The 13,210-nt window shown below is 69.1% G+C and carries 11 protein-coding genes; 7 read left to right on the forward strand and 4 right to left on the reverse strand.

Features of this window, described 5'->3' with window-relative positions:
- The first annotated feature begins 104 nt into the window (after positions 1 to 104).
- The gene (locus LZ199_RS36975; protein WP_253998500.1) at positions 105 to 3,389 is read left to right on the forward strand and encodes a hypothetical protein; all 3,285 of its coding nucleotides are present in this window, start codon (positions 105 to 107) and stop codon (positions 3,387 to 3,389) included.
- On the opposite strand, the gene LZ199_RS36980 is transcribed toward LZ199_RS36975, so the two are convergent.
- Together LZ199_RS36980 and LZ199_RS36985 are read right to left on the reverse strand one after the other, a co-directional pair.
- Positions 3,386 to 4,372 carry an NAD(P)-dependent oxidoreductase gene (locus tag LZ199_RS36980; RefSeq protein WP_256569717.1) on the reverse strand — a complete coding sequence of 329 codons (987 nt, stop codon included), beginning with the start codon at positions 4,370 to 4,372 and terminating at the stop codon, positions 3,386 to 3,388. The two genes, LZ199_RS36975 and LZ199_RS36980, sit on opposite strands and share 4 nt — an antisense overlap.
- Positions 4,373 to 4,423: 51 nt before the next feature.
- The gene (locus tag LZ199_RS36985) at positions 4,424 to 4,834 is read right to left on the reverse strand and encodes a winged helix-turn-helix transcriptional regulator (RefSeq protein WP_253998502.1); all 411 of its coding nucleotides are present in this window, start codon (positions 4,832 to 4,834) and stop codon (positions 4,424 to 4,426) included.
- A 122-nt stretch (positions 4,835 to 4,956) separates the two neighbouring features.
- On the opposite strand from LZ199_RS36985, the gene LZ199_RS36990 reads away from it, so the two are divergent.
- The 6 genes from LZ199_RS36990 to LZ199_RS37015 all read left to right on the forward strand — a co-directional run bounded on the left by LZ199_RS36990 (position 4,957) and on the right by LZ199_RS37015 (position 11,185).
- A complete protein-coding gene (locus LZ199_RS36990) occupies positions 4,957 to 5,733 on the forward strand; it encodes an SDR family NAD(P)-dependent oxidoreductase (RefSeq protein ID WP_253998503.1) in 777 nt (258 codons plus the stop codon).
- A gap of 190 nt (positions 5,734 to 5,923) precedes the next feature.
- Positions 5,924 to 7,174 carry a GspE/PulE/PilB domain-containing protein gene (locus LZ199_RS36995; protein ID WP_253998504.1) on the forward strand — a complete coding sequence of 417 codons (1,251 nt, stop codon included), beginning with the start codon at positions 5,924 to 5,926 and terminating at the stop codon, positions 7,172 to 7,174.
- A gap of 66 nt (positions 7,175 to 7,240) precedes the next feature.
- Positions 7,241 to 8,524, forward strand: a complete 1,284-nt coding sequence (locus tag LZ199_RS37000; RefSeq protein ID WP_253998505.1) for a radical SAM protein — start codon at positions 7,241 to 7,243, stop codon at positions 8,522 to 8,524.
- A complete protein-coding gene (locus LZ199_RS37005; RefSeq protein ID WP_253998506.1) occupies positions 8,521 to 9,489 on the forward strand; it encodes an aminotransferase class I/II-fold pyridoxal phosphate-dependent enzyme in 969 nt (322 codons plus the stop codon). Before LZ199_RS37000 ends, LZ199_RS37005 begins: the two co-directional genes overlap by 4 nt.
- 123 nt (positions 9,490 to 9,612) lie before the next feature.
- Positions 9,613 to 10,374: a hypothetical protein gene (locus LZ199_RS37010; protein ID WP_253998507.1), complete on the forward strand. Its 762-nt coding sequence runs from the start codon at positions 9,613 to 9,615 to the stop codon at positions 10,372 to 10,374.
- Between the two features lie 187 nt (positions 10,375 to 10,561).
- Positions 10,562 to 11,185 carry a LysM peptidoglycan-binding domain-containing protein gene (locus LZ199_RS37015; protein WP_253998508.1) on the forward strand — a complete coding sequence of 208 codons (624 nt, stop codon included), beginning with the start codon at positions 10,562 to 10,564 and terminating at the stop codon, positions 11,183 to 11,185.
- A gap of 98 nt (positions 11,186 to 11,283) precedes the next feature.
- Here the strand turns inward: LZ199_RS37015 and LZ199_RS37020 are convergent, their stop codons facing one another.
- Positions 11,284 to 12,306 (reverse strand): deoxyhypusine synthase family protein, encoded by a 1,023-nt coding sequence (locus tag LZ199_RS37020; RefSeq protein WP_253998509.1) that lies wholly within the window; start codon positions 12,304 to 12,306, stop codon positions 11,284 to 11,286.
- Positions 12,307 to 12,541: 235 nt separating this feature from the next.
- Positions 12,542 to 13,138, reverse strand: a complete 597-nt coding sequence (locus LZ199_RS37025) for a TetR/AcrR family transcriptional regulator (RefSeq protein ID WP_253998510.1) — start codon at positions 13,136 to 13,138, stop codon at positions 12,542 to 12,544.
- Positions 13,139 to 13,210: the final 72 nt, after the last annotated feature.

Consider the following 13,210-nt stretch of genomic DNA (forward strand, 5'->3'; position numbering starts at 1 on the left):
CCTTGGAAGCCAGGGGCGCTCCGAAGGAGCCTGGGTCATCGAGGCACGGAAGGGACGCAGTCGAGACCACCCCTCCGAGCCAGGCCTTCACGAGGGGGATGACCATGAGCACCATCAAGCGCGACCCGCAGCCACTGCCGCTTCCACCACCACCACCTCCCAAGCCCAAGGCGGAGGCGAAGCCTCCCCCGCCTCCTCCGCCGCCTCCCGCCCCCACGGTTCAGCGCGGCGGGTTCTTCGGCGCCGACACCCTGTCGTTGTCCACGCAGGGGAACACCTCGCGGAAGCCCCCAAGCCAGCTGCTCGCCATGGATGGCGTGGTGGCTCCCTCCACGACGGCTCCCGCCACCACCCTGCTGACCGAGAACACCCGCGACGCACAGCGCAACTGCCTGGACGCGGTGGGCGACTGGCTGGCCCTGGCCACGCCACAGCTTCGCGCGCGCAGTGAGGTGCTCATCCTGCGCGACACCCGCTCCGGCGCGGAGGGAACGACGGGCCACGCCGTCATCCGTCAGGGCGAGTCCATCTTCGACCCGTCCACCGGCCGCAGCTACGCGAACTTCAAGGAGTTCAACGCCGCGGGCCACTACCAGCTCGTCCACACCACGAGCGGCTCGGCCATGCAGCGCGTGCTCAGCACGCCCGCGGGCTCCCCCGAGCGACAGCAGGCCCTCGACGCGGCCCGCATCCCCGCCGCGGTGCAGAACATGCTCGTGGCCGACACGAAGGAGGGACGCCCCCTCACCGCCCAGCAGCAAGCCGCCCTCGACGAGGCCGTCCAGGCTCTCCCGCCCAACCCCACCGCGCAGGACATCGGCGCCATCATCGACGACCAGGACGCGTTCTGGCTGGACTCCGGTGAGCAGAATCCCCAGGCGCTCGCGGCGCTCACCACCGCCATGGTGTCGCGCTATGCGCCGCCACGAGGCCCCCAGGCGGACCTCCTGGGCTTCTCCACGGCCATGCAGCAACTGTCCACCGCGGCCGGTGGCTTCACGCCGGAGATGTCCGCGGCCGTCGCGAGCGCGGCGTTGGACCCGGCCCTCGCGACGCGGGGACTCCACACGGGCGAAATCGCGGCCTTTGCCCTGCAATCCGCCACCACACCGGACGCCGCCCAGGCCGTGCTCGACACCGTGGGCCCCGACCGGATGGAGTCGTTCGTCGCGTCGCTGGGCCTCAACCCGACGGACTCCAGTGACGCCACCTTCCTCAACAGCGGCAGCCGCATGCTGGCGCTCAACGGCTTCATGAACGTGGCCTCCGGAATGCCCGGCACCGAGGGCGTCCCCAATGGGGTGCAGGCCAGCTTCTTCCTCACCGTCGCGAGACAGGCGGGGCCGCGCCCGCTCGAAAACGCGGACTTCCGCGAGGCGCTCGGCAAGGGCCTGGGCACCGTCTACGCGATGGGTGATGCGGCGCTGGCCCGCACCGAGTCCGCCCGCATGGGCGAGCTGCTCCGCAATGGCCACGTCGGCGACCTGCTCCAGAGCGCCACCCCCGAGCAGCGCGACGGGCTGCTGGTGGCGTTCCTCGACAACCGCCAGCTCACCGCGGAGCTGGTGGACCACCACAACGGCAACCTCGCCACCGCCGTCGCCTTCATCCAGCTCGAATCCGTCACGGAGGGCCTCACGGGGGCCTTCGGTCCCGACGGTCAGGTCCCCATGGGACCCGATGGCCTGCCGCTCATCCTCCCCGACGCGGTGATTCCCGCGCCGCCTCCGGACGTGCTGGCACGGCACCCCGCCGTGGCCGCGCTCGGCGACCCGCTGTCGGCCGGGACGGTGGCGCTGGCGGTCCAATCCGGGCAGCTCACGCCCGCGCAGGCAGCGGACTACCTGGATGACCTGGCGGGCCTGTCGAGCAACCTCGCCAACCCGGACATGGGACGCTACGGCGCGGATGGACTCACCGCCGGCGTCATCCACGTGCTCAATGGCGGCAATCCCATCGAGAAGTCCCGGCTCAACGAGTACGCCGCCCTCAACGCCGACAGCCTGTCGGCCCTGGCGGACCTGGTGCGCGCCTCCGATGACCCGGCCTACGTCGCCCAGGCGATGACGGCGGCGGGCGCGCAGGACGCGACCTTCCGCGCCAGCCTGCCAGGCTACGGCGACTCCATCGCCGCCATGGGGGAGAGCGTGCAGGGCCGGCGCCGCCTCATCATCGCCGGAGTGGGCATGGTGGCGTCGATGGCGGCGCCCATCCTCGCCGCGGCGGCGATTCCCGCGACCACCACGCTCGCCGTGGGCGGCGTCACCCTGGGCACCGCCACGCTGCAGGCGGGCGCGGCGGGCCTCACCAGCACCCTGGTGAGCACCGCCCTCAACGCCGGCAATCAATACGACGCCACGGGCGAGCTGCACCTGGGCAACGCGGTGGCGGGAGGCGTGGTGGATGGGCTCACCACGTACTTCGGCATGCGCATGTCCATCGTCGCGGCGGCGCGCGGGCAGAGCGGCCTGGGCACCGTCCTGCGCGGCGCCACCTTGGACGGGTTGGGCGGAGTGGGCGCCTATGCGTTGGGAACGCCGGGCGCGCTGGAGGGCATCTTCAAGGGAGACCCCCAGTTCGTGAACACCGCCGCGCTCCAGGGTGGCGTGAGCTTCGGCTCGTCCTTCGTGCTGAGCAGCCTGATGGACCTGCCCGGCGTGGACACGCAGCCCCGTCCGGGAAACATCGTGCTGGACGGCGTGGGTGTCTTCACGCCCATGCCTCGCTTCGGGGCTTCCGCCGCCGGCTCGCGGGTCCACGGCTACCGGGGCATGCGCGACATCGGCATCGACGACCTGGAGAACATCATCACCACGGGGCTCCACCCGCGGACGGTGCGCACGGGGCAGTTGGAGGAAGGGGCCATCGAAAACATGCCCTTCTTCCAGCGCTTCTGGATGGCGGTGCAGGAGTCCGCGGGGAAGCAGGGGACGGTGGGTGAGCATGTGGTGATGCTCACTCGCAATCCGAACCTCGCGGAGGCCTGGGCGCGTGAAACGCCGGTGAACGCGCAGGGCGAGGTGTCCTGGATGGACTTCACGAAGTTCACGTTGTCGAGGCCAAGGCCCACACGCGCCGAGTACTTCACGCCGCAGCAGTTCGAGTTGCTGCGCTCACAGCAACTCGCGGCGGGGGGGCCCCCCATCATCGTCAAGGACTCCTCCGGGAACACGGTGCAGATGACGCTGGACCAGGTGCGCCAGCTCATGGGCGACCGCCCGTTCGACATCACCGCCGAGGTGGCGGCGCCGGTCGAGAGTCAGGTGGGCCTCGCCTCGTTCTACATGAGCCCCAAACACCAGGAGGAGCCCATCGTCGGCTCCATTGGCCCCGACGGCATCATCTCCCTCACCGTCCTCTATGAAGGCACGCTGCCCCCGCAGCCTTAGTCCTTCAAGGTGCGGAACACGGCGGGCAGCTCCTGCTCACCCAGGCCCGCGCCCACGGCCCGCCGGTAGTTCTCCAGGAGCTCCCGGGGGAAGCGCGTGCTGATGCGCGCGTCCCCGCTCAGCCGGACGATGTGCTCGATGGCCGCGACGTGGGTGTTCAGGCTGCACTGGGCCCCCGAGAAGTCGTCGCGCGCAATCATGTCCTGAGCGGCGTCGGCCGTGACGGAGATGAGCCCCAGGAATGAGTTCTTCTGGGCGAAGAAGGCCTGGGGGTCCAAGCCCTCGGCCTTGCACATCGCCGCCGCGTGGAGGACCGCCAGGGAGCCTCCGTAATAGGCCTCCAGGATCGCGCAGTCGAGCGTCGCGGCGGCGCCAATCTTCTCGTCGACGTAGACGGAGTTCTTGGCGATCGCCTGGAGTGTCGGATGGTGCCGGTCGAAGACCGCGCGAGACCCGGCGTAGAAGACGGTGGCGTAGTCGGTGGCCACGAAGGCGGGATAGGCGAGGATGGCGGCATCCAGGTAGTCCACGCCGTGCGCCCTCGCCCACTCCAGTCCGCTCCGCGCGTCCGCGGGTGAGCCGCTGGTGAGCTGCACGAGCGTCGTCCCGGTGAGCGCCGCCGCGACGTCCTTCGAGGAGAACAGCTCCGCGCAGGCCGCGTAGTTCGACAGCGAGGCGACCACCAGCTCGCGTCCCGCGACGGCCTCGGTCAGCGACTCGAACGCCAGGGTGCCACCACCCACGGCCCTGGCCTTGCTCGCCGTCCGGTTCCAGACCGCGACCTCGTGACCCGCCGCGGCAAAGGCTCGCGCCAGCGCCGTTCCCATCAGCCCACTGCCAATCACCGCGATTTTCGTCTGACGGCTGGAAGTCATCTTCGCGCTCCTGTGGCTTCGCTCGAATGCCGCACCCCCATCGGTGCCCGAGGAAGAGACCACAGCTCCGGAAGGAATTGACCCAGGATGTTTTTGTCCGGATGTCATTCATTGCCACCTGGACAGAAGTCCTGAGGTCCAGGCCTTGATATTGGATGTTCACTGCCGCGGCTCCGCGCTCGCGCGAGCATGAGGCCCCGTCTTTCGAGCGCGACTCGTGGTGGACGTCACGGGCTCGTCGAGCGCGCTGAGCTCGGCGGCGTGGAGCCGGCCCCAGTCACAGAGCGCGCCCACGATGGGGCGCAGGCTGAGCCCGAGCGCGGTGGCCGTATAGACGACGCGCGGCGGCACCTCGGCGAACACCTCGCGGCTCACGATTCCGTGCGTCTCCATCTCGCGGAGCTGCTGCACCAGGACCTTCTGGCTCACGCCTGGAATCACGCGCCGCAGCTCCGAGAGCCGCTTGGGGCCCTCGAAGAGGAAGTACAGGACGAAGACCTTCCAGCGCCCACCAATCACCTTCAGCGCGCGCTCCGCCGGAACCAGCGGGAGCTCCTTCATGATCGGCATGGTTACCTCCAGGTGCCCAGGGAACGAAGACGTCCGTATGGGGTGAACTTGTCTGTAGTCGCGACCCGGGAGCGTAGGAACACTTCGTGCCAGAAATCACGCGACTCCCGAAAGGAATTCCCATGTCTGTTGGCACGAAGCCTTCTCCCACCCCGATTGCCCTCATCACCGGAGGAAGCCGAGGCCTTGGCCGGGCCACGGCGCTGGCGCTCGCCGACCGGGGGATGGACGTCATCCTCACCTGGCGCACGGGGCGCGACGAGGCGAACGCCGTCGTCACGGCCATCCGAGCCAAGGGCCGCCTGGCCGTCGCCCTTCAGCTCGACGTGGGCAAGGCGGGCACCTTCGAGGCGTTCGCCACCGAGGTCCGCGACGCGCTGAAGCAGACCTGGTCTCGCGAGCGCTTCGACTCCCTGGTCAACAACGCGGGCATCGGCGGCTACTCGCCCTTCATCGAGACGTCAGAGGCCAGCTTCGACGAGCTGGTCGCGGTGCACTTCAAGGGCACGTTCTTCCTGACGCAGAAGCTCCTGCCCCTGATGGCGGACGGCGGGCGCATCGTCAACATGTCGAGCGGGCTCGCGCGCTACGCGTACCCGGGCCTCTCGACCTACTCCGCCGTCAAGGGCGCCGTCGAGGTGCTCACCCGGGTGCTCGCCGTGGAGCTGGGCCCGCGCCGCATCGCGGTGAACGTCGTCGCGCCGGGAGGAATCGACACGGACTTCGGAGGCGGCGTCATGCGAGACCCCACGCTCCAGAAGACCGTCGCGGCGGAGACTCCGCTCGGGCGAGTGGGCCAACCCGACGACGTGGCGGGCGTCATCGCGATGCTGCTCGCCCCTGAAACCGGCTGGGTCACCGGCCAGCGCATCGAAGTCACGGGCGGCTACCGCCTCTGAGAAGCAGCGCGCCCCCAAAGAGCCCGTCGTGTCGTCGCCGACAACACACGGGACCACAGGGAGTCGCCCAAGTTGAAGGGTGAGTCAGGATTCACTGAGCCCCGCCCCGGGCCGTCCACGGGCCGGCTCCGGGAGTCCTGGCGTTTGCTTCCAGTGGACGCGGAGGCGGGACACCGCCTTGAATCAGCCCATGACGCGCAGATTCGGGGAGCGGTTGGTGCTGGAGGGCGTGCTGACGCCGGAGCTGTTGTCCCGGGCGCTCGCCCATCAGCAGGAGACCGGGCAGAAGCTGGGTGAGTGCCTGGTGCGGCTGGGCGTGGACGAGACGCCCATCCTGCGCATGCTGGCGCGGGAGCTCCAGACGCGCTTCGTCTCCACGGAGAAGCTGGCCCAGGCGACGGTGGGCCCCGCCCTGCTGGAGCAGGTGCCGGTGCGGCTGGCGGAGGGCTTCGACTTCATGCCGCTGCGGCTGACGCAGGGCGTGCTCAGCGTGGCCATCGCGGAGCCCCAGCGGCAGCGCGCGCTGGAGGAGATTGCGCGCACGGTGGGCGCAACCCAGGTGCTGCCCTTCGTCGCGATTCGCAGGTCCATCCGCGCGGCCATCCGCAAGCACTACTACGCGGTGGCGGACGCCTTCGAGCACCCACCGGAAGACGACGCCTGTCCCCACTGCGGCGCGCCCACGCTCCCCAAGGACTTCCAGTGTCCGCGCTGCGAGCTGCTGCTGGTGCGCCACGTCGAGGACCTGCCGCCTCGCGACAACGTGTCGCTGGTGCGCGCCCTGCTGACCCAGCCCGAGCGCAATGGCACCTCCGGGACGCCCCGAGCCCCCCAGACGGAGGCCACCCGCGCCTCGGCGTTCGATGCCCCCACCGGAGGCGCCAACGCACGGCCCTTCCTCGTCGGAGGCCTGAAGATCGCGAACCTGAAGCTCAGTCCCTTCGAGGCCTATGTGCTGTCGCTGGTGGACGGACACACGTCCCTGGCGGACCTGTCGCTCATCACCCAGCTCGCGGAGGTGGAGCTGCGCGCGCTCTTCGCGTCCCTGGAGGAGCGAGGTGTCACCCAGCTCTACGAGGTCGCTCCGCCGACGGCACGGCCCGCGCCGCGGCCGGTGACCCAGGCCCCCGTCCCTCGCGCGGAGGATGCGAACGAGGACCTGCTCCAGCGCGTCATCCGGATGGAGCAGGAAGGCCGGTGGTCGGAGGCCATGGAGCTGCTGGAGCGGGGCATCGGCCTGCTGCCCTCACCCGCCCCGCTCTACAACCGGCTGGGGATGATTGTCGTCAACCACCACCGCGACTACGCGCGCGCCACCGCCCTGTTCCAGAAGGCGGCCGACCTGGAGCCGGAGAACAACCTCTACACCATGAACCTCTACTCGGTGATGTGCCTCCTCGCGGATGCCACCAACGCGGGACAGAAGAAGGCGCGACACTGAGCCAGCCCACCCGGAGCTAGGTGTACTATTGACACGAAGCTGGGCGCTTGCGACACTGGCTTCGCCATGGACACTGCCTTCGTCGCCTTCATCCCGCTCTCGAACTGGCTGCGTGGATTCGATCGCTACCGCATGCGGTACTCGAAGGCGTCCATCTCCGAGTCGACCTTCCCGGACGCGTTCTACATGTTGAGGGAGGACGAGCCCTGGACGCCCGGGCTCGACAAGGCGCGGCGGCTGGTGGCGAAGCTCGGTCGCGCGAAGGACCGCGTCGTCGCGCTGCGCGCGCGGCTGCCGACGTCCGGGGCGCGGGCGATGCGCCCCAACGACACCACCGGCACGGGAATCGGCTGGCGCTGGCCCGCGCCCGACGTGCCGCTGAGCGGCGTGGCCTGGGTCGACGACGCCGGCACGCTGCGGCCCACCCTTCACGAGGAGGTCACCGCCCAGGCCTTCCTGCTCGACGACACGGGCCTGTCGCCCTGGGCCGAGTGTCGGCCTCGCACCTTCTCCGTGCTGCCCGTGGCGAAGGCCTGTCAGGCGAAGTGCGCGTTCTGCTTCTCGAAGGCCAGCGCCTCCGACCTCGCGCGGCAGCGCGGCGCCTCGCTCCAGGAGCAGTTGCACTGGGCGGACCTCGCGCGAGCACGGGGGGCGGAGCGCGCCGTCATCACCGGCGGCGGCGAGCCCACCCTGCTGCCGCCAAGCCAGCTGCGCGCCCTGGTCCAGGGCCTCGCCGAGCGCTTCTCGAAGACGCTGTTGATCACCAACGGCGCGCGGCTGGACGCCGAGCAGCTGCACGCCTTGCGCGACGCGGGCCTCGCCACGCTGGCCGTCAGTCGGCACGGCGTCACCCGGGAGGACGACGCGCGCATCATGGGCCTGTCCGTCGACTCGGGGGCGCTCGCGCGCGCCTTTGGCCTTCGCAGCCGGGCCATCTGCGTGCTCCAGCGCGGCGGAGTCGATGACGTGGCCAAGGTCCACGCCTACCTGGAGCGCAGCGCGCGCGAAGGGTTCCACGAGGTCTGCTTCAAGGAGCTCTACGTCTCCAGCCTCTCCGAGAACGCCTGGGCGCCCAGCGCGGTGAACCGGTACTGCGAAGCGAACCAGGTGCCGCTCGAGGTGGTGCTCCGCGCGATGGACGCGGGCGGCTTCACGAAGGTCACCGAGTTGCCGTGGGGCAGCCCGGTGTTCGAGGGCGAGGTCGCCGGACGCGTGCTGCGCGTCGCGGCCTACACCGAGCCCTCCGTCGGCTGGGAGCGGACCCACCGGCGGGTGCGCTCGTGGAACCTCATGAGCGATGGGACCTGCCTGGCCTCGTTGGAAGACCCGGCCTCGGAGCTGCGCCGATGAAACACGACGCCTTCCTCTCGCTGCGTGACGCGTGGCGCGACAAGCGCCCGGAGCTGGTCGACCTGGCGGAGCTCAACGTCTACCGCAGCCTCGCACCGACGTTCGCCGCCATCGAGCCGTCGATACATCCTGAAGCACCGTATCGGTGTCACATCGCCGAGCGATTCCTCTCACACCTCGGGCTGGATGCCCAGCTCAAGTCCCGGACGCAGGTCAGTCACGGCGTGCGGCGTTCCTTGCGCGCGTTGTTCGGTTGGCTGGCTTCACGCAACGCCCGCGTCGGAGTTCCCGACGACGTGTATCCGGTGTACCTCCAGCTCGCCGAGGACGCAGGAGTCGAAGTCGTCCGCTTCCCGGCGCGAGAGGGACTCCCCCCGCTCGACGCACTCGACGCGCTCCTCCTCTGCGAGCCGCTCAAGCCCTGGGGGCGCACGCCGGAGAGCGAAGAAGCCGAGCAGGTGGAGCGCTGGGTTCGCGCCGAGCCCGACAGGCGTGTGTTGCTCATCGACTCCGCCTACGCGACACCTCCGACGGCGTGGACGCAACGGCTGATTCACGAGGACCTCGCGTTCGTCCTCGCCTCGCTCTCGAAGGGCTGGCTCCTCCCCGACCACGTCGGCCTGTGCATCACCCCTTCGCGCTGGCGACAGGACGCACGCGCCGTGTTCGCGCCCCTGCCGAAAGACGAACGAAAGCTGCGCATCGGCTACGCGGCCCTCACGGAGCATGCGTCAAGACCTCGACAGGTCAGCGAGCTCCTGGAGGAGCGGGCCCACGCCCTGGATGCGTTCACCGCCAGTCGGCCCGAGCTCCGGGGCTCCTCCTGCGTCGGCTACTTCGCCACCTCGCGGTGCTCCTTCGAGGAGCTCCTGGAACAAGGTGTCCTCGGCGTGCCTGCCTCCGTCTTCGGCGGCCCCGCGCGGGTGAGCATTCTTTCGAGCCTGCGAGCCTGTCCGCGACCGTGACTCGTTGGATGACCTCTCCACGAGACGCGTGTCCGACCCAACAAATGTGTCGGATATGTATCGGAGCCGCAATGACGAAATGATTGGAATACATTCAAACCAATCGTGCTATCCTGCTCCGCCATGCGAACCACACTCTCCCTCTCTTCCCTTGTCCTCGCATCTTCCCTCGTTGTCGGCTGTCTCGGTCCCGAGACGGACACTGACACTGAAGTTCTCCAGGCCGCCGAGCAGGAAGTCACGGACCCCAACTTCCGCGTCTACAACATCGTCGAGTCCTCACGCACGGCCGGTAACTACGACGGCGTCGCTGGCAATGAGTGCATCGCCCTGCTGAACCCCGAGCACCGGCTGCGGAAGATCATCCTTGTAACGCCCGCGGCGGCCAACGGCTCCTGCGCGCTCAGCGCCTACACCGCGGGGACCGCCCTGAGCTTCACGTGGGGTGACACCTCTGTCTATCAGGGCTCGGCTGGCATCGCCGCCATCCGCGCCGCGCTCTCCGACACGGACGGCGCCGTGCACCGCCTCACCGGGAGCATCACCTCCGAGGCCGCGACGCTGGCCGACATCCAGGCCATGCTCGCGAAGACCGACGCCCAGCAGACCAGCCAGCTCGCCGCCTACCCCAACACCCGCGTCCACTCCCTGTATGACTTCGAGGGACAGGAAGAGGTCTACGCCGAGGCCGCCTACCAGTGGGTCCGCGTCACCCAGCCCTGCGAGAACCCCGGCACGCCCACGCTGTCGGCCAAGTTCCACAACGGCTTCGTCTACGGCTACTACACCAGCAACACGGGCAGCTGCCACAGCGGCTGGTTCACCCGGAACCGCACCTACAACCGCAACTGGCGGGTGGTGGGGCAGTACGACTACTCGGAGTGACGCACCGCGCAACACTCAGCTAAGTTGCTGAAAAAGAAGGCCCTGCCCACCCGGCAGGGCCTTTTTTGTGGGGCTCGGGGCCCGACCTGACGCGGGGAATCTTACAGCCTCATAGAAATATCAAGAATCGAGGAAGTGCGTCGCAACTCATTCGTGGAACTCCCGAGAATTGTCGCAAGGAGCCACCATGTCCAACTACAAAATCCGTCCTGGCGACACCCTCTCCGGCCTGGCGGCCCGCTTCGGCACCACTGTCGAGAAGCTGGCCCGCGACAACAAGATCTCCAACCCCGACCTCATCTTCTCGGGCGCCAACCTGAGCATCGGCCACTCGACGAAGGACACGTTCGACGCGGGCGGGAGCAACCAGGGCGTGCGCGGTGGGAACGACGTGGGCGGGCCTACGGGAGTGGGCCCCAGCAACGCGTCCAACAAGATGCAGCGGCTGGCCGAGGCGGCCCGCGCGGCGGCGATGGGCATGGGCGGCTACAACAGCCAGGGCCTCTGCGCCACGGGCGTGAGCCGGGCCATCAGCAACGCGCTGGGGATTGGCGTGTCGGGCAATGGCAACCAGATTGATAACAACCTGCCGCGTGACAAGTTCAAGCAGGTGGACATGACGCTGGAGGAGGCGCTGAAGATTCCGGGCCTCGTCCTCACCTGGGAGAGCACCTCCTCGCGTCTGGGCAGCATCTACGGCCACACGGCGGTCACCCTCGGCGACGGTCACTCCTCCGCGAGCGACTTCATCGAGCGCAACACGACCAACAGCGGTCGCACGGGCTTCAAGGTCTTCATGCCCATCGAGTAGCGCCCGTCACACACATCCCCGTGACTCCCGAAGCCCCTGGCCCCGAAATGGCCGGGGGCTTCGTCGTTTCGTGGGAGACGCGCGCGGCGGAAGGCCGTTCAGCTCCGGTGCCGGGCGATGAGCGCGGCGGCCGCGGCCGGCTGGCCCTGGCATTCGAGCAGGGCGCGGAGGAGCAGCGGGGCGACGATGGTGGCGTCCGACTCGATGACGAACATGGGCGTCGTCTCCGTCAGCTTGTCCCAGGTGATCTTCTCGTTGGGCGTGGCCCCCGAGTAGGAGCCGTAGGACGTCGTCGAGTCGCTGATCTGGCAGAAGTACGCCCACGGCTTCACGGGCTTCTGCAGGTCGTACTTCGTCGAGGGGACGACGCAGATGGGGAAGTCACCGGCGATGCCGCCACCAATCTGGAAGAAGCCGACCCCGTGGCCCGAGGAGAGCTCCTCGTAGCGGTCATAGAAGTCCGCCATGTACTCGATGCCCGACTTGACGATGCTGGCGCTGCACTCGCCCGTCTTCACGTAGGACGCGAAGATGTTGCCGAAGGTCGAGTCCTCGTAGCCGGGGACGACGATGGGCAGCTTGCGCCGCGCCGCCTCCAGCAGCCAGCAGGCCTCCGGGTCCCCCTCGAACACAGAGGAGTCCAGGGCCTGGATGAACTCGTAGAAGTACTCGTGCCAGAAGCGCCGCTCGCCGCGCGCGGTCGCGTTCTTCCACATGGGGACGACGATTTTCTCCACGGCCCGGAACGCCTCGTCCTCGGGGATGCTCGTGTCGGTGACCCGCCGCATCCGCTGCTCCAGGATTCGCGTGTCGTCCTGCTTGGTGAAGTAGCGGTACTCGGGGAAGTCCTTGTACGCGGAATGCGCGACGAGCCGGAAGAGCGACTCCTCCAGGTTGGCGCCCGTCACGGACAGGCCATGAATCAGCCCCGCGCGGATGGCGGGCGCGAGGGTGATGCCGAGCTGCGCGGACGACATGGCGCCCGCGACGCTCCAGAACATGCGGCCCCCCTTCGCGATGTGCTCCCAGTAGGCCAGGAGCGAATCGCGCGTCGCGCGCGCGTTGAAGTTCTTGTAGTTCGTGAGGATGAACTCCAGCACGGGAGTTTCGGATGCGGGCATGCGGGCCTCCAGCAACGACGTGGTCGAAGCTCGGGCGGCACCCATTCGAGAGAAAAAGCCACCCGAGGACACCCTACGGTCTCGACGAAACGTCGGACCGCCATCGGAGCGTCAAGTGGCTGCCGGCTGGCTACCACGCGGGGCGGCGTGGGGCCACGGCATTTCGCGCGCCGGCCCACGCGCGCCCGCGCTCCTGAAGGAAGGGAGGCGGGCGCGGGCCCGGAGCGGTAGCGCCCTACCCCTCGGCCCAGGCGTCCACCTCGCCCGCGGCGGCGCGCGCGAGCTTCGCCGCGGCCGCCGGGTCCAACCGCGCGGTGACGAGCACGCCGATGACGGACCCCACCAGCAGCTCCACCCGGCGGGCCACCGTCTTCTTGGGAATCACCCCCGCCCGCGCCGCCGCATCGAGGGCGCGCGTCAGGTGTCCCTGCAGCAGGGCCCGGTAGTCCTCCACCGCGCGATGGGCCTCGGCGTCATGCGGAGCCAGCTCCGTGGCCGTGTTGACGAGCAGGCACCCCCTCCGCGTCAGCGTCGGCGGCGCGGTGCCCATCGTCGTCGCGAGTGACTCGAAGTACGTCGTCACCTGCCCAAGCCCCGCCGGCCCCGTGGCGAAGACCGTCAGCCGGGGCGCAATCACCTCCTGGAGGTACAGCGCCACCGCCCGCGCGAACAGCGCGCGCTTGCTCTCGAACGCCTGGTACAGGCTGGAGCGGTTCAGCCCCGTGGCCACCTCCAGGTCCGCCAGCGACGTGGCCTCGTAGCCCCGAGACCAGAACACCCCCAGCGCCTTGCGCACCGCCTCCGTCTCGTCGAACGCACGCGTCCGCGCCACGTCACCCTCCTTGACAATTCTGGACCGACCGTTTCAATATGGATTCGGAACCGACTGGTCCAGAATACCGAA

Origin of the sequence: Myxococcus qinghaiensis, assembly GCF_024198215.1 — a bacterium.
GTDB lineage: Bacteria > Myxococcota > Myxococcia > Myxococcales > Myxococcaceae > Myxococcus > Myxococcus qinghaiensis.